Raw genomic sequence first — 16,805 nt, forward strand, 5'->3', positions numbered from 1 at the left:
GTAAATTTTATTTGATATGAGTAAAGAAAGGGTACAAATTTTTGACACCACCCTGAGAGATGGGGAGCAAGTACCGGGTTGTAAACTTGAAACCAGGCAAAAACTGAAGATTGCTGAAAAGCTGGAAGCGCTGGGAGTAGATGTTATAGAGGCAGGATTTCCTGTTTCAAGCCCCGGCGATTTTAAATCGGTATCTGAAATCTCCAAACTCGTTAAAAATACCAGCGTTTGCGGACTCACCCGGGCCGTAAAGAAAGATATAGAAGTTGCTGCCGAAGCATTAAAACCTGCTAAAAGGCCAAGAATTCACACCGGGATTGGAACTTCAGATTCTCACATTAAGTATAAATTTAATTCCACCCGCGAAGAGATTATCGTGAGGGCGAGGGAAGCAGTTTCCTATGCCAAAAATTTTGTAGATGACGTGGAATTTTATGCTGAAGATGCCGGACGCACCGACAATGAGTTCCTGGCCCGTGTATGTACCGCCGCAGTAGAAGCAGGTGCCACCGTATTAAATATACCCGATACTACGGGATATTGCCTTCCTGAAGAATACGGACAAAAGATAAAATACCTAAAAGAGAATGTAAAAAACATCGAGAATGTAATTATTTCCTGTCATTGTCACAATGATCTTGGGCTTGCCACCGCAAATGCCATTGCAGCAATTAGAAATGGCGCCCGCCAGGTGGAATGTACCATAAACGGCATTGGGGAACGTGCAGGTAATACAGCTCTTGAAGAAGTAATTATGATTTTGAGGCAGCACCCCGACCTTAACTTTACTACTAACCTGAACCCAAAACTATTATTTGAATTAAGCAACCTCGTTTCGAGGGAAATGGGAATGGTAGTACAACCAAATAAAGCTATTGTTGGGGCTAATGCCTTCGCGCACAGCTCGGGCATTCACCAGGATGGGGTCATTAAAAACCGGGAAACTTACGAAATCATAGATCCTGCAGATGTAGGAGTCACAGAATCGGCTATTATTCTCACTGCAAGAAGTGGCAGGGCTGCACTTGCCTATAAAGCCAAAATTATGGGATATGAACTAACCAAATTGCAGTTAGATATTGTCTATGCCACCTTCCTTAGTTATGCCGATGTTAAAAAAGAAGTAGCAGATACAGACTTACATGAAATTATGGACTTAAGTTTTAAAAACCGAGCCTCTGCCTAATGAAGAAGACGTTATTTGATAAGATTTGGGACTCGCATGTTGTGGAATCAATCCCTAACGGGCCAGATGTGTTGTATATTGATAAACACCTCATCCATGAAGTTACCAGCCCCCAGGCCTTTAATGAATTAAAGGAGCGGGGCATTTCGGTTTACAGGCCCGACAAGATTGTCGCCACTGCCGATCATAATACGCCTACATTAAATCAACATTTACCTATAAAGGATCTCCTGTCAAGAAAACAACTGTCGGAGCTAACGCAAAACTGCGAAGAGAATAATATCCAGCTTTACGGGTTGGGACACCCTTACAATGGAATTGTGCATGTTATGGCCCCCGAATTAGGTATTACCCAACCGGGAATGACCATAGTATGTGGAGATAGCCATACCTCAACGCACGGTGCCTTTGGAACCATTGCCTTTGGTATTGGAACCAGCCAGGTGGCCCAGGTTTTTGCCAGCCAGTGTCTTTTGGTAGAGAAACCGAAAAAGATGAGGGTGAATGTCAATGGAAAGTTGAGAAAAGGAGTGCTCCCAAAAGATGTTATTCTATACATCATCAGCAAGCTGGGAACAAATTCGGGTACAGGGTACTTCTGTGAATATGCAGGAGATGTATTCGAAAATATGTCTATGGAAGGGCGTATGACGGTTTGTAATATGAGCATTGAAATGGGAGCCCGTGGCGGCCTTATTGCTCCAGATGATACTACTTTCAATTATGTTGAAGGAAAAGAATTTGCTCCTAAAGGAGATGAATTTGAGAAACAAAAAACGTTCTGGAAAACACTTAAAACTGACGAAAATGCTTTTTTTGACAAGGAAGTAAGTTTTGAGGCTGAAGATATTGAACCTATGGTTACCTATGGCACCAATCCCGGCATGGGTATAAAACTTACAGGCTCTATCCCTACTGGCGCAGGTAAAAGCGCAGATAAAGCTTTGGAATATATGGGATTTGTGCAGGGGGAATCTCTTTTGGACAAACCGGTGAACTGGATCTTTATTGGAAGCTGCACCAATTCGCGAATAGAAGATTTTAGAGTAGCAGCGTCTTACATTAAAGGGAAGCAAAAAGCTGCTAACGTTAACGCTTTAATTGTTCCCGGCTCCCGGCAGGTGGCCGACCAAATTAAAGCCGAAGGACTTCAGGAGATTTTTGAAAATGCCGGTTTTACTTTGCGCCAGCCCGGTTGCTCGGCCTGTCTTGCTATGAATGATGATAAGATTCCCGCAGGAGAATATTGTGTTTCTACCAGTAACAGAAACTTTGAAGGTAGACAGGGCCAGGGAGCAAGAACTATTCTTGCCAGCCCGTTAACAGCAGCAGCCACAGCTGTAGCAGGAAAATTAGTTGACTTTACCAAAAGCCTGAATTAAATGGAAAAATTTATAAAACTTACTGCCACTGCTGTACCTCTCGAAACTGAAAACATAGACACAGACCAGATCATTCCTGCCCGATTCTTAAAGGCGACAGACAAGGCCGGTTTTGGTGAAAATCTTTTCCGGGACTGGAGATATACAAAAGATGAAAATCTTAACCCGGATTTCAGCCTTAACAACCCATCCTACTCAGGTCCTATTCTTGTAGCCGGAGACAACTTTGGGTGTGGCTCAAGCAGGGAACATGCCGCGTGGGCTCTTAAAGCCTATGGATTTAAGGTTGTAGTTTCAAGCTACTTTGCAGACATTTTTAAAGGAAATGCCCTGAATAACGGACTCCTTCCGGTACAGGTGTCTCCCGAATTCCTGGAAAAGCTATTTGATTATCTCAATTCACAACCTTCAGGAGAGATTACTGTCGATCTGGAAAATCAACAAATCAGCATAAAAGATTCGGGAGAAGCTGAAAATTTTGAAATAGATCCTTACAAAAAGACCTGCATGTTAAATGGTTATGATGACATAGATTTTCTATTAAGCAGGCGCGACGCAATTAAGAAATACGAAGACAAACAATTACAGATATGAAGTTGAAAATAGCAGTGTTACCGGGAGATGGAATTGGACCAGAGGTAACAAAACAATCAGTTAAAATTTTAAAGGCAATAGCTGAACGTTTTGACCACGATTTTGAATTTGAAGAAGCAATAGTGGGCGCCATTGCCATAGACCGCACTGGGGATCCGCTCCCCCATTCTACCTTAGAACTATGCAAAGAGTCTGATGCAGTTTTGTTTGGTGCGATTGGCCATCCAAAATATGACAATGACCCTGCCGCTAAAGTCAGGCCAGAACAGGGGCTATTAAAATTGAGAAAAGAACTTGGGCTATATGCCAACATTAGACCGGTAAGAGCTTACGAAAATCTGCTGGAGCATTCCCCTTTGCGTCCTGAGCGTATCGCAGGAGCCGATATGGTGATCTACAGAGAACTCACCGGCGGAATCTATTTTGGAGAAAAAAGCACCAGCGAAGATGGTCAAACTGCAAACGATCTTTGCACCTACAGCACCTACGAAATTGAAAGACTCGCCCACCTTGCTTTTAAAGCAGCACAAAAGAGGAAAAAGAAACTTACTCTTATAGATAAAGCAAACGTGCTGGAAACTTCGCGCTTATGGAGAAAGACAGTAACAAATATGGCTAAAGAATATCCAGATGTAAGCCTTGACTTCCTCTTTATAGATAATGCGGCCATGCAAATGGTGCTTGATCCAAAACAATTTGATGTGATAGTTACAGAAAATATGTTTGGAGATATTATATCTGACGAGGCCAGCGTTATTGGTGGTAGTATAGGCTTGCTGGCTTCAGCTTCAGTGGGTTTTGAAAATGCTCTTTTTGAGCCTATACATGGATCATTCCCGCAGGCCACGGGGAAAGGAATTGCCAACCCTGTAGCTTCAATTTTATCTGCAGCACTTCTACTCGATCATTTCAATCTAAACCGGGAAGCCGATGTAATTAGAAAAGCAGTTGAAGAAAGCATCAAACTGAATGTTTGTACACAAGATCTAAACAAGAACAATCATTACTCTACAGAAAAAGTGGGTGATTTTCTTGAAGGAAGAATAAGTGAGTCTGAGCATCATCACATCAATGATAATAACCTCACTATTGGCCAAATGACAATAATTTAGAATGGTTGTCTATTGCCTGTAGAGGCTGTCTTAAAGTTATTGAAAGTGTTCTTCTGAATTTATTCAGAAACAAATTGATCAGGCTACCGGTGTTTGCACAACCCGATAACCTGATCAATTAATTCAACCACTATCAATATTTTAGACAGCTTCTTTTTTTATACCAGGAACTGAAAAAGATCGGGGCTATCATTAAGATACTGCCCATAGAAATTGTAATCCTTCATTCGTTGCACTAAAGGTGCAAAATCTTCAGCATCCTTTAGCTCAATTCCTACCACAGCCGGACCATTCTCCCTGTGGTGCTTTTTAGAGTATTCAAAATGGGTAATATCGTCATTTGGACCTAACACAGTTTCAACAAACTCTTTTAAAGCCCCGGCCCGCTGCGGAAAGCGCACAATGAAATAATGCTTAAGACCCGAATACAGTAAGGCCCTTTCTTTAATTTCGGCGGTCCTGGTGATGTCATTATTGCCACCACTTAAAATGCAAACCACATTCTTGCCTTTAATTTCTTCCGAAAAGAGATCAAGCGCCGCAAGTGCCATAGCTCCTGCAGGTTCAGCAACTATAGCATCCTGGTTGTAAAGATCCAGAATGGTTTGACAAATCTTACCTTCGGGGATACTAAGCATCTGGTGCAGGTTGTCCCGGCAGAGATCAAAATTGATTGCTCCCACCTTCTGTACCGCTGCACCGTCAACAAATCGCTCAATAGTTTGCAGCTCCACTACTTTCCCTTCCTGCAGGGAAGCGGTCATAGAAGCAGCGCCTTCGGGCTCTACTCCAATGACTTTAGTTTGGGGCGAAAGTTGTTTAAATACCGAAGATAATCCCGCTAATAATCCGCCGCCGCCCAAGGGTGCAAAAACGTAATCTATAGGAGCCTCAGCCTGTTCCAGGATTTCGAGAGCAATGGTGGCCTGTCCTTCAATTACCTTGGGGTCATCAAAAGGGTGAATAAAGACCAACGATTTCTCCAGGCCGTGAACTACGGCCTGTTTATAAGAATCATCAAAAGTGTCACCTTTTAAAACAACTTCTACCCATTCCCCGCCAAACATCTGGGTTTGTTCCACTTTTTGGCGTGGGGTGGTTACCGGCATATAGATAACCCCTTTGGTCTGTAATTTATTACATGCAAAGGCTACTCCCTGGGCATGATTGCCGGCACTGGCGCAAATAACTCCCTTGTTCAACTGGTCTTTAGGTAAACTTGAGATCTTATTATAGGCACCACGAATTTTGTAAGACCTTACCTGTTGAAGATCTTCCCTTTTCAGAAAAATATTGGCATTAAACTTCCTGCTATATGTAAATGAGGAAGCCAAAGGTGTCAAAAGTGTCACTTTTGAGATCCTTTCTTTAGCCTCTCTTACAGCCTCCAGTTGCGGGCGGTATTGTTTTGTAGCAGCAGTTAGCTCATCCATTATACTTCGAGTTTTTTCATTGCGGTCATCGCCTTTCTAAGTTTTGCACCAACCTTTTCAACAGAATGCTGTCTTACAGATTCATTTATTTGTGCTACTTTATTTTCATCCTGAACACTACCAGTATACTCCCTTCCAATCACATCTGGCTCCAGGTTATTGATATAATCTTTTATCAAAGGTTTGCAGGAGTGGTCAAAAAGATAACAACCATATTCAGCTGTATCCGAAATAATCCTGTTCATTTCATACAGTTTCTTTCTTGCAATGGTATTGGCAATAAGTGGCGCTTCATGAAGGGATTCATAATAAGCCGATTCTTCTATAATTCCGGCTTCTACCATGGTTTCGAAAGCCAGCTCTACGCCAGATTTTACAAAGGCCACCAAAAGCACGCCCTTGTCAAAGTATTCCTGTTCACTAATTTTTTCTGAAGTAGCGTCAGTTTTTTCAAAAGCAGTATTTTCTGTAGCTGCTCTCCACTCCAACAATTCTTTATCATCATTCTCCCAATCTTTCATCATCCTTGAACTAAAGGCACCGGTGATGATATCATCCATATGTTTTCTAAACAAGGGTCTCAACGTTTCCTTCAGTTCTTCGGAAATTTCATACGCCCTCACCTTTGCAGGATCTGAAAGCCTGTCCATCATTTGAGTAATTCCTCCATGTTTTAGAGCTTCAGTAATAGTTTCCCAGCCATACTGAATGAGTTTTGCAGCATATCCCAGCTCTACTCCTTCAGCAACCATTTTATTGAAGCTCAAAATAGATCCGGTTTGCAGTACGCCGCACAGGATGGTCTGTTCGCCCATGAGATCAGATTTTACTTCGGCTACAAAAGACGATTCCAAAACTCCTGCCCGGTGGCCACCTGTAGCATAAGCATAAGCCTTTGCCCACTCTAAACCTATTCCATGCGGATCATTCTCGTGATGTACAGCAATTAACGTAGGCACGCCAAAACCACGTTTGTATTCTTCACGCACCTCGCTCCCCGGGCATTTAGGTGCAACCATAATTACAGTAATATCTTCTCTTATCTTCATTCCTTCCTCCACAATATTGAAACCGTGAGAATAGGAAAGAACTGCATCTTTTTTGATTAAAGGCTGAATAGCTTCTATCACCGAAGAATGCTGCTTATCTGGGGTAAGGTTTATAACCAAATCGGCCTGTGGGATCAATTCCTGGAAACTCCCTACTTCAAACCCATTTTCTGTAGCATTGAGGTAAGATTGTCTCTTGTTTTGAATTGCCCCTTCTCTTAAAGCATAAGAAATATCAAGACCGCTATCTCTCATGTTGAGCCCCTGGTTTAACCCCTGCGCCCCACAGCCCACGATTACTATTTTTTTACCGATTAAAGCTGAGGTGCCGTCATTAAACTCTTCGTTAGACATGAACCTGCAGGTTTGTAATTGAGCTAATTGTTCGCCTCTTGAAAGGCTGTTAAAATAGTTACTCATTGTATTGTATTTGAAGTATTGAATTTTTCTAATAGTTCTGATATTGGCATTTCATTTTTGGAAACTGCAATGGTTCCCGATCTTACAAACTGCATAAGTCCGTAAGGTTTTAATTTTTCATAAAGGCTTTCAGTCTCGTGCCGCTCCCCAGTTTTTTCAATGACAAAGAAATTGGGTGAAACAGTGACAATGCGGGCATTGGTCTTTTTAATAAAACTCTGGATGTCAAAATCTTCTACAAAATCTGAAGATCGCACCTTATATAAGGCAGTCTCCTGGTAAATAAGCTCCTCATCTTTGTGATAGAAAGCTTTAATTACTTCTATTTGTTTCTCAATTTGTCCCACGATCTTTTTGACCTGCTCTTCAGTCACTTCTACGATGATGATAAACCGCATCACCTCATGCACCTCACTTTGAGAGACCGTAATACTTTCAATATTTATGTGTCTCTTCAAAAAAATGGCGGCTATTCTACTTAGCAACCCCAGGTTATTTTCTGTGTAAACCGATACTGTATAATTTTTCTTTTCCATTACTCTAAACGTATATCTGAAACTGATGCTCCTGTTGTGATCATTGGGAAAACGCACTCTTCCTTTTCTACTTCTACTTCAAGAAAGAAAGGTTTATCTAATGCCAGCATTTCCTGTACTGCCTCCTGAAGGTTAGATCTTTCTGAAATTTTCCTGGTGGTTAAATGATAGGCTTTGGCGATGCCTGTAAAATCGGGGTTCACCATTTCTGTAGAAGCATAGCGTTTTTCAAAGAACATTTGTTGCCACTGCCTTACCATACCGAGAAAATTGTTATTTAAAACAACAATCTTCACAGGAACATTCATTTGATAAATGGTAGCCAGTTCCTGCAACGTCATCTGGAAACCTCCGTCACCAATAATTGCCACAACCTGGCGGTTAGGGCTTCCCATTTTTGCACCAATGGCTGCAGGCAAAGCAAACCCCATGGTTCCCAGTCCGCCCGACGTTACATTACTGCGCGAGGAGTTGAATTTTGCATATCTACAGGCCACCATTTGATGCTGGCCCACATCTGAAACTATGATAGCATCCCCTTTTGAAACTGTGTTTATTTCATCGAGAACTTCGGCCATCTTTATCTTTCCTTCGCTTGCTGAAAGATCATTTTTGATGATCTTTTCGTATTCAGTACTATGAAGCTCCCGAAATTTATTATGCCATTGATCATGGCTCTTTGGCTGAAGAAATTCGAGAAGCAGCTTTAAAGTCTGTTTCACATCTCCCAATACCGGGATATGAGCATGTACATTCTTGTTTACCTCGGCAGGATCTATTTCAAAATGAATAATGGTAGCTTGTTTTGCATAAGTATTGAGGTCTCCGGTTACCCGGTCGTCAAAACGCATTCCTATGGCAATAAGCACATCACATTCGTTAGTCAAAATATTGGGGGCATAATTGCCGTGCATCCCTACCATTCCAACATTTAACGGATGATCTGTCTCCAATGCCGAAAGTCCGAGAATTGTCCATGCTGCAGGTATTCCGGTCTTTTCAACCACCTCTTTTAAAAGTTTTTCTGCACTGCCCAAAATAACTCCCTGCCCAAAAACTATCATGGGTTTTTTTGCATTGTTAATGGCCTGGGCAGCTCTTTCCACTTGAAGTAGGTTGACTTCAGGATAAGGCGTATAGCTTCTTATTCCTGAGCATTTTTTGTAGCTGAAGTCCAGGCTTTCAAACTGGGCATCTTTGGTGATATCAATAAGAACAGGGCCTGGTCTTCCACTTCGGGCAATGTAAAAAGCCCTGGCAAGAACTTCAGGAATTTCGGAAGCTTTGGTAATCTGGTAATTCCATTTTGTAATGGGAGTTGAAAGCCCCACGATATCTATCTCCTGAAAAGCATCACTTCCCAGAAGATGCGACCCCACCTGCCCGGTAATGCATACCATTGGCGTAGAGTCTATGTGAGCATCGGCAATTCCTGTTATGAGGTTGGTAGCTCCAGGACCCGAAGTTGCAATAGCCACTCCCACTTTTCCGGTGACCCGGGCGTATCCCTGTGCTGCATGTGCCGCTCCCTGTTCATGACGGGTGAGCACATGTTCAATTTGACCCTTGTATTTAAAAATTTCATCGTAAACGGGCATAATAGCGCCTCCGGGATATCCATACATTACCTCCACCCCTTCGGCCAGAAGGCTCTTTATCACGGCCTCTGCTCCCGAAACTTTCAATGTTTCCGCAGTGGAAACTTCTTTAAAACCAGCTGTTTTAACTTCCATAGTTCTACTTATTAGAATTCATCTGTAACACAGCCTTCTGAGGCTGAAGAAACTGTTCTTGCATATTTATAAAGCACACCTTTGCTGAATTTAAGATTAGGGGCGCTCCATTTATTTCTTCGCTCCTGAATCTCCACCGGACTCAAATCAACCGAAATTGTATTGGCTTCGGCATCGATGGTGATCTCATCTCCATCTTCAACCAGGGCAATTAACCCGCCTTCCTGTGCTTCTGGGGTAATATGACCTACCACAAAACCGTGGGTCCCTCCCGAAAATCTTCCGTCGGTAATCAGGGCAACATCTTTACCGAGCTTTGCTCCCATTATCGCTGCCGTAGGCTTCAGCATTTCGGGCATTCCCGGGCCACCTTTAGGGCCTTCATATCTTATAACTACCACATCACCTTTCTTCACTTTCCCTTCAGAAATGCCGCTATTCGCTTCATATTCACTATTGAACACACGGGCTTTACCTTTAAACAACAAGCCTTCTTTCCCGGTGATCTTGGCAACCGATCCACCTTCGGCAAGGTTGCCGTACAGGATCCTTAAATGTCCTGATGTCTTAATAGGATTCTCAATTGCTCTTATCACTTGCTGGCCTTCAGTTAAATCGGGCACATCAGCGAGATTTTCAGCTAAAGTTTTACCGGTAACCGTGAGGCAGTCCCCATGAAGCATATCATGCTTCAGCATATATTTTAAAACGGCAGGAATGCCTCCTATACTGTGAACATCTTCCATCGCAAATCTTCCGCTGGGCTTAAGATCGGCAAGGAAAGGGGTGGTATCACTTATCTTCTCAAAATCGGCAAGGGTAAATTCTACTTCAGCAGCTTTTGCAATCGCCAAAAAGTGAAGTACCGCATTGGTAGACCCTCCAAGCACTGTAATCAACCTAACGGCGTTTTCAAGTGCCTTTCGGGTAACAATATCTTTGGGCTTTATATCCTTCTCTACAAGCAACTGAACAGCTTTTCCGGCGGCTTCGCAGTCTGCTCTTTTTTCGGCTCCTGTTGCAGGGTTTGACGAATTGTAAGGCAGTGCCATCCCCAAAGCTTCAATAGCCGAAGCCATGGTGTTGGCGGTATACATTCCGCCACATGCGCCTGCCCCGGGACAGGCTTTTTCGATGACGCTATTGTAATCTTCGTCACTAATATCACCAGACACCTTAGAGCCCCAGGCTTCAAAAACCGAAACCACATCCAGTTTTTTCCCATTGTGGCAGCCCGAAGCTATTGTTCCTCCATACACTAAAATAGACGGCCTATTGATCCTTAACATCGCCATAAGCGCCCCGGGCATATTCTTATCGCACCCCACAACCGTAACAAGCGCATCATACGACATGGCATGGATGACCGTCTCAACAGAATCTGCAATGATGTCCCTGGAAGGAAGAGAATAGCGCATTCCCGGTGTACCCATAGAAATTCCGTCACTTACGCCTATGGTATTAAAAATTAAGCCTACAAGACCATTTTCATTACAACCCTTTTTCACCAGGGTGGCAAGCTCATTAAGATGCATATTACAGGGATTCCCTTCATAGCCTGTACTTGCTATACCCACGAATGGCTTCTGAAAATCTTCTTTTGTAAGACCTATTGCATGTAACATGGCCTGAGAGGCCGGTTGAGATTCGTTTTGTGTTAAAATTTTACTGTACTTATTGTTCATTACGGGATTTCGTCATTTTTTTCTAAAATTAGGCCCATAAATCTTGCACAAACTTGAAGTTGCTGGCTTCATATTATTTTCAGAAGCAACGAAATAGTTTTAATTAACTGAAAAACAAATACTTAACCCTTAATTATTTACGATAGCTAAATTCCAAAAGATATTTTCAGCAGAAAGGCGGGAATAAAAAATGCCGTTAAAAAACGGCATTTTTGAGAGGTAAGAATAATGGAAAGTTAATCTACAGATCTTTGCTTTTTCCTTATTTCGTCAAGAGAAAGATTGTCTTTACTTCCGCTGTGGGAATGATGTTTGTTGCCCACAGGTTCATAAGTGCCTTGTTGAACCTGTTCGCCAATGATCTGGTAGGCTTCCCTGAAGGATTTTCCTTCCATCACAAGATCGTTAATGCTGTCTACGGTAAAAAGGTATTTATATTTTTCATCCTGCAGGTTTACCTCCTTCACAATAATCTGCGAAATGGAATGTGTAAAAACATCGAGGATCTCTTTCAAACCTTCTACAGAATATATACTGTTCTCTTTGATCACCTGAAAATCCCTGTGATAACCGCTCGGCAGATTGTTGGTCACCAGTACCATTTCCCCGGCTATAGATTGGAGTTTGTTGCTTTTACCCCTTACAAGTTCAAAGACGTCGGGGTTCTTTTTATGAGGCATAATACTGGAACCGGTAGTAAGTGCCTCCGGAAAGCTGATAAAGGAGAAATTCTGGCTCATATAAAGACAGATATCCATAGAGAAACGGGAGAGCGTATTGGCCACCGAAGCTATTGCCGAAGTTACTGCCCTTTCACTTTTCCCCCTGCTCATTTGAGCTGCCACCACGTTGTATTTTAAGGTGGAAAAACCGAGCTCCTTTGTGGTAAATTCCCGGTCTATAGGAAATGAGGAGCCATAGCCTGCGGCAGAACCTAAGGGGTTTTGATCTACTATTTTTAGCGCGGCCTTAAGTTGGTAGAGGTCGTCTATTAGTATCTCTGCATATGCCGAAAACCACAACCCAAAAGAGGAAGGCATGGCTACCTGTAAATGAGTGTAACCCGGCAAAAGGCTGTTTTGATGCTCTTCAGCAAGTTTAAGAAGTACTTCTATCAAATCATTGACCCGACTGATGATCTCCTGAAGGTTTTCCCTGAAATAAAGATGCAGTGCCACCAAAACCTGATCATTCCGTGAACGGGCGGTATGGATTTTCTTTCCGGTGTCTCCCAGTTTTTTGGTGAGCTCAAACTCTATTTTGGAGTGCACATCCTCAAAATCTTCTTCAATCACAAAAGTTCCGTTCTTTACCTGTTGCTGAAGGCGCTGAAGTTCCTCAACTAATTGAATCACCTCTTCTTCTCCAATTAGGCCAACTTTCCCCAGCATTTTAGCATGTGCCGCCGAAGCCTGCAGATCATGCGCGGCAAGGAACATATCCAGTTGCCTGTCATTACCCACAGTAAAATTCTCGATCTTTTTGTCTATTGATATTCCTTTATCCCAGAGTTTCATATTTCCGATTTAATAGACCTCACAGGTTTCAAAAACCTGTGAGGTCTTAAATTTATTTTTATACGAATGCCTTTTCCAGCAACTTTATATACTTCTCAATACCTTCTTCTATTTCCTTCACAAAGATAAACTCATCTGCCGAATGTGACCTGGTAGAGTCTCCGGGACCTAATTTTAAAGAAGGGCAGCTAAGCATAGCCTGATCACTAAGGGTAGGTGATCCATAAGTTTTCATTCCTAAAGAAATACCTGCCTCTATTAATGGATGCTCCAGAGGAATGGAAGAAGAATTAAGTCTTAAAGAACGTGGCTTGATCTCATCAACAGGGGCTTGTTCTGCCAAAATAGCTGCAATTTCGGCATTGCTGTACTGGTCGTTAACTCTCACATCTACCACCAGTTCAACCTGTGCCGGCACTACATTGTGCTGGCTTCCTGCTTTAATTTGAGTAACTGTAAGCTTCACTTCTCCTAGAGCTTCTGAAACTTTTTCAAATTTACAGGCTTCAAACCACTGCAAGGCTTTTGCCGATTTATAAATGGCATTATCATCATTGGGATGTGCAGCATGTGAAGGTGTTCCTTTTACTAAAACATCAAATACTACCAGGCCTTTTTCGGCTATTGCCAAATCCATCAGCGTGGGTTCTCCTACAATGGCAACATCTACTTTTGGCAGCAAAGGCAAAAGGCACGCAATACCATCCTTTCCATTGATCTCCTCTTCAGCTGTTCCGGCAAAAATCAGGTTATGTGACAAACCTTCAGCTTTGTAAAAATAGGTAAAAGTGGCCAGCAGGGATACTAAACATCCACCTGCATCATTGCTTCCAAGACCGAACAATTTCCCTTCAGAAATTTCAGCATTAAAAGGATCCTTCGTGTAAGCCAAATTAGGTTTAACAGTATCGTGATGGGAATTAAGCAGCAAAGTGGGTTTTGTATCTTCAAAGTTCTTATTCACTGCCCAAACGTTGTTCAGGTGGCGCTGAAAAGGAATCTCATGATCTTTGAACCACTGCTCAAGCAATGCGGCTGTACCTTCTTCTTCTCCTGAAAAAGACTGGGTGGAAATCAATTTTTTGAGAAGTTCCAGGGCTTCGGTCTGCAATTTAGATAAGTGTGTCATTTTATGATTTTTGTACAGGAATTTCCCATTTTAAGAACATCAGCATTTCCAAGAAATATTTTATTCACTCCATGATCCAAAGCTTCAAAACAATTGTGAAGCTTCGGAAGCATTCCTTCACTTATCACTTTTTCTTCAAGAAGCTGCTGATATTTTTTATGATCAATTTCAGGAATAACCGAATTTTCATCTTGCGGATTGGCCAAAACGCCCTTCTTCTCAAAACAAAAATACAATTGGGTGTTATAAATACTGCTCATTGCCTTTGCAATTTCAGCAGCAACAGAGTCCCCGTTGGTATTTAAAAGTTGTCCCTCACGAGTAGCTGAAATAGCCGAAAAAACAGGAACGCAGCCCTGCTCCAGCAAAGAATTTATAAACCTGGTATTCACCGTTTCTATATCTCCTACAAAACCGTAATCAATTTCTTTAACTGCACGCTTTTTAGAAACAATACTATTGCCATCTGCCCCGCAAAGACCCACGGCGTTAGCCTGGAGCGCCTGTAATTTAGCAACAATGGTTTTATTTATGAGTCCGCCGTAGGTCATCACGATCACTTTAAGCGAATTGGCATCTGTAATTCGGCGGCCGTCGATCATCTTTGTGGGGAATCCTAATTTTGTAGCGATTTCGGTTGCCATATTTCCACCTCCGTGAATGAGGATCTTCAGACCATTAAGAGCAGAAAAATCATTGAGGAAAGACGAAAGCCGCTCCTCGTTTTCAATTAGCTTTCCTCCTATTTTTACAATAGTAAGATCTTGTTTTCTCATGTTGACATTTTACAGGCTTTTTTAAACCAAGCCAGATTTATTGAACTATTCCCTTCAGCTGTGCCTTATGCTGTTTATCTTATTCTATCTCCAGGTTTTCGAGCAACCTCTTCAGCACCACCTGGGCGGCGTAGGTCCTGTTCCCGGCTTGTTGAATTACTACGGAATTAGGACTGTCCAGTACGGCATCATCAATAACCACATTTCGCCTTACGGGCAGGCAATGCATCACTTTTGCATCGTTTGTAAGCTGTACTTTTTGTTCACTAAAGGTCCAGGAACTGTCTTCAGATAAGATCTTTCCGTAGTTCTCATAGCTGCTCCAGTTCTTTACGTAAACAAAATCGGCATCTTTAAGTGCCTCATCTTGATTGTGAAACACCTTTGTATCTTTTTTGACCTGAGGGTTCAAATCGTAACCCGGAGGATTTGCAATTACAAATTCAACATCCATACGCTGCATCACCTCAACGAACGAGTTGGGGACACTTTGAGGCAGGGCTCGTGGGTGCGGTGCCCATGTAAGGACAACCTTTGGCTTTTTTGTCTTTTGCAGCTCTGTAATGGTCATGGCATCGGTTAGGGCCTGAAGCGGATGCCCTGTAGCACTTTCAAGATTTACCACCGGCACAGTAGCATATTTTTTAAAGCTTTTCATCACCAGGTCTTCTTCATCTTTTGCTTTATCTTCAAGGCCGGGAAATGCCCGCACCGCAATAATATCACAATATTGTGAGAGCACGGCAGCCGCTTCCTTGATATGTTCTGCTTTGTTGGAATTCATAATTGCTCCATCTTCAAACTCCAAAGCCCAGCCATCTTTATCGGCATTCATCACCATCACCTCCATCCCGAGGAGCTTTGCAGCTTTTTCGGTACTAAGGCGCGTGCGAAGGCTCGGGTTAAAAAACAACATTCCAAGAGTTTTTCCCTTTCCCAGGTTTGCTACCGTATTATTGTTCTTAAGCTGAAGCCCTTCTGCTATAGCCAAATCTAAATTTTCTATATCTGATAAACTGATATAATTCTTCATTTTTAAAATATGTTTATTGAGACCTCACAGCCCCGATAGTTATCGGGATAAAATCTGTGAGGCCTTATTTAATCTGCTAGATATTATTGATTTTTAAGTTCTGACTTCAACGCCGAAAAGAACTGCTCAAAATGCCCTTTTTGGATACTTAGAGGTGGTAGTATTCGCAATAACTTTTTATTGGAAGCTGCTCCTGTAAAAATCTGATGTTCAAACAGGAGATCTTTCCGAAGGCTGGCCACTTCAAAGTCAAATTCCAGCCCCAACATCAAGCCTCTTCCTTTCACTTGCTTTATCTGCGGAATTTCAGCAGCCTTTTCTTTGACAAACTGAAAAATTTCGGCTGCATTTTGCATCAGGTTCTCATTTTCTATCACGTCAAGAACGGCAATACCCGCTGCACAGGCCAGGTGATTACCGCCAAAGGTGGTTCCCAATAAGCCGTGTTTTGCTTCAAATTTTGAAGAAATAAGGATCCCCCCAATTGGAAATCCGTTGCCCATTCCTTTCGCTACTGAAATAATATCGGGTGAAATTTGATGTTTTTGGAAGGCAAAGAAATCTCCGGTCCTGCCATAACCCGATTGCACTTCATCGGCAAGGAGAACAGCATTGTATTTTGAACATAGATTGGCCGTAGCCTGATAAAATTCGGTAGATGCTTCATCAAGACCTCCCACTCCCTGGATAATTTCAACAATGACCCCGGCAACATCCCCTTTTGAAAGTTCTTTTTCCAGACCTGACACATCTTCAAAAGCAAGGCAGGTAACTTCATGAGCCTTGTTAAAAGGAGCTTTTATACTCTCATTATCGGTCACTGCCACAGCACCCGAAGTTCTTCCGTGGAAAGCATTTTTAAAATAGATCACCCTGCTTTTCCCGGTGTGAAATGAAGCAAGTTTAAGTGCATTTTCGTTAGCCTCGGCACCCGAATTACAAAGAAAAAGTTTATAATTTTCAAGTCCCGAAACCTGCAAAAGCTTTTCGGCAAGTTCATCCTGTAACGGATTTTTTATGGAATTGGAGTAAAATCCGAGTTTTTGAACCTGCTCCTGTACGGCTTTAACATAAGAAGGATGCGAATGGCCTATCGAAATTACGGCATGACCGCCATACAAATCGAGATACTTTTTGCCTTCGTCATCATAGACATGACAGCCTTCTCCCTTTACAGGAGTAATATTATATAGTGGATAAACGTCAAATAAATTCATGGG

At 42.3% G+C, this 16,805-nt stretch carries 14 protein-coding genes; 4 read left to right on the forward strand and 10 right to left on the reverse strand.

The window, feature by feature from the left end:
- The first annotated feature begins 16 nt into the window (after positions 1 to 16).
- The 4 genes from VS868_RS00165 to leuB are packed head-to-tail and all read left to right on the forward strand — an operon-like array spanning position 17 to position 4,274.
- A complete protein-coding gene (locus tag VS868_RS00165; protein WP_266068813.1) occupies positions 17 to 1,186 on the forward strand; it encodes a 2-isopropylmalate synthase in 1,170 nt (389 codons plus the stop codon).
- A complete protein-coding gene (gene leuC / locus VS868_RS00170; protein WP_345598781.1) occupies positions 1,186 to 2,568 on the forward strand; it encodes a 3-isopropylmalate dehydratase large subunit in 1,383 nt (460 codons plus the stop codon). The genes VS868_RS00165 and leuC overlap by 1 nt, the downstream gene beginning before the upstream one ends.
- Positions 2,569 to 3,162, forward strand: coding sequence for a 3-isopropylmalate dehydratase small subunit (gene leuD / locus VS868_RS00175; protein WP_345598782.1), 594 nt, complete (start codon positions 2,569 to 2,571; stop codon positions 3,160 to 3,162).
- Complete coding sequence (gene leuB, locus VS868_RS00180; RefSeq protein WP_345598783.1) at positions 3,159 to 4,274, forward strand: 3-isopropylmalate dehydrogenase; 1,116 nt, start codon at positions 3,159 to 3,161, stop codon at positions 4,272 to 4,274. Before leuD ends, leuB begins: the two co-directional genes overlap by 4 nt.
- A 158-nt stretch (positions 4,275 to 4,432) precedes the next feature.
- Here the strand turns inward: leuB and ilvA are convergent, their stop codons facing one another.
- The 10 genes from ilvA to VS868_RS00230 all read right to left on the reverse strand — a co-directional run bounded on the left by ilvA (position 4,433) and on the right by VS868_RS00230 (position 16,802).
- Complete coding sequence (ilvA, locus tag VS868_RS00185) at positions 4,433 to 5,707, reverse strand: threonine ammonia-lyase IlvA (protein ID WP_345598784.1); 1,275 nt, start codon at positions 5,705 to 5,707, stop codon at positions 4,433 to 4,435.
- Complete coding sequence (ilvC, locus tag VS868_RS00190; RefSeq protein WP_345598785.1) at positions 5,707 to 7,176, reverse strand: ketol-acid reductoisomerase; 1,470 nt, start codon at positions 7,174 to 7,176, stop codon at positions 5,707 to 5,709. The genes ilvA and ilvC overlap by 1 nt, the downstream gene beginning before the upstream one ends.
- A complete protein-coding gene (gene ilvN / locus VS868_RS00195) occupies positions 7,173 to 7,712 on the reverse strand; it encodes an acetolactate synthase small subunit (protein ID WP_266068807.1) in 540 nt (179 codons plus the stop codon). Before ilvN ends, ilvC begins: the two co-directional genes overlap by 4 nt.
- Complete coding sequence (ilvB, locus tag VS868_RS00200) at positions 7,712 to 9,445, reverse strand: biosynthetic-type acetolactate synthase large subunit (protein WP_345598786.1); 1,734 nt, start codon at positions 9,443 to 9,445, stop codon at positions 7,712 to 7,714. Before ilvB ends, ilvN begins: the two co-directional genes overlap by 1 nt.
- Positions 9,446 to 9,456: 11 nt before the next feature.
- Complete coding sequence (ilvD, locus tag VS868_RS00205; protein ID WP_266068805.1) at positions 9,457 to 11,130, reverse strand: dihydroxy-acid dehydratase; 1,674 nt, start codon at positions 11,128 to 11,130, stop codon at positions 9,457 to 9,459.
- Positions 11,131 to 11,366: 236 nt separating this feature from the next.
- The gene (argH, locus tag VS868_RS00210) at positions 11,367 to 12,647 is read right to left on the reverse strand and encodes an argininosuccinate lyase (RefSeq protein ID WP_266071126.1); all 1,281 of its coding nucleotides are present in this window, start codon (positions 12,645 to 12,647) and stop codon (positions 11,367 to 11,369) included.
- A 58-nt stretch (positions 12,648 to 12,705) separates the two neighbouring features.
- On the reverse strand, positions 12,706 to 13,776 hold the full coding sequence (locus tag VS868_RS00215) for a M20 family metallo-hydrolase (protein WP_345598787.1): 1,071 nt from the start codon (positions 13,774 to 13,776) through the stop codon (positions 12,706 to 12,708).
- Positions 13,773 to 14,552, reverse strand: coding sequence for an acetylglutamate kinase (gene argB, locus VS868_RS00220; RefSeq protein ID WP_266071124.1), 780 nt, complete (start codon positions 14,550 to 14,552; stop codon positions 13,773 to 13,775). The genes VS868_RS00215 and argB overlap by 4 nt, the downstream gene beginning before the upstream one ends.
- Positions 14,553 to 14,631: 79 nt before the next feature.
- On the reverse strand, positions 14,632 to 15,585 hold the full coding sequence (locus VS868_RS00225) for an N-acetylornithine carbamoyltransferase (protein WP_345598788.1): 954 nt from the start codon (positions 15,583 to 15,585) through the stop codon (positions 14,632 to 14,634).
- 83 nt (positions 15,586 to 15,668) lie between these two features.
- Positions 15,669 to 16,802, reverse strand: coding sequence for an aminotransferase class III-fold pyridoxal phosphate-dependent enzyme (locus tag VS868_RS00230; RefSeq protein ID WP_266071122.1), 1,134 nt, complete (start codon positions 16,800 to 16,802; stop codon positions 15,669 to 15,671).
- Positions 16,803 to 16,805: the final 3 nt, after the last annotated feature.

Source organism: Salinimicrobium sp. 3283s, assembly GCF_039602225.1.
GTDB lineage: Bacteria > Bacteroidota > Bacteroidia > Flavobacteriales > Flavobacteriaceae > Salinimicrobium > Salinimicrobium profundisediminis.

Coding starts and splice junctions, on each gene's coding strand:
- VS868_RS00225 (WP_345598788.1), bottom strand. CDS start 15,585: ATGAAGAATTATATCAGTTTATCAGATATAGAAAATTTAGATTTGGCT.
- ilvN (WP_266068807.1), bottom strand. CDS start 7,712: ATGGAAAAGAAAAATTATACAGTATCGGTTTACACAGAAAATAACCTG.
- leuC (WP_345598781.1), top strand. CDS start 1,186: ATGAAGAAGACGTTATTTGATAAGATTTGGGACTCGCATGTTGTGGAA.
- VS868_RS00165 (WP_266068813.1), top strand. CDS start 17: ATGAGTAAAGAAAGGGTACAAATTTTTGACACCACCCTGAGAGATGGG.
- VS868_RS00230 (WP_266071122.1), bottom strand. CDS start 16,802: ATGAATTTATTTGACGTTTATCCACTATATAATATTACTCCTGTAAAG.
- ilvB (WP_345598786.1), bottom strand. CDS start 9,445: ATGGAAGTTAAAACAGCTGGTTTTAAAGAAGTTTCCACTGCGGAAACA.
- ilvD (WP_266068805.1), bottom strand. CDS start 11,130: ATGAACAATAAGTACAGTAAAATTTTAACACAAAACGAATCTCAACCG.
- VS868_RS00215 (WP_345598787.1), bottom strand. CDS start 13,776: ATGACACACTTATCTAAATTGCAGACCGAAGCCCTGGAACTTCTCAAA.
- argB (WP_266071124.1), bottom strand. CDS start 14,552: ATGAGAAAACAAGATCTTACTATTGTAAAAATAGGAGGAAAGCTAATT.
- ilvC (WP_345598785.1), bottom strand. CDS start 7,176: ATGAGTAACTATTTTAACAGCCTTTCAAGAGGCGAACAATTAGCTCAA.
- leuB (WP_345598783.1), top strand. CDS start 3,159: ATGAAGTTGAAAATAGCAGTGTTACCGGGAGATGGAATTGGACCAGAG.
- argH (WP_266071126.1), bottom strand. CDS start 12,647: ATGAAACTCTGGGATAAAGGAATATCAATAGACAAAAAGATCGAGAAT.
- leuD (WP_345598782.1), top strand. CDS start 2,569: ATGGAAAAATTTATAAAACTTACTGCCACTGCTGTACCTCTCGAAACT.
- ilvA (WP_345598784.1), bottom strand. CDS start 5,707: ATGGATGAGCTAACTGCTGCTACAAAACAATACCGCCCGCAACTGGAG.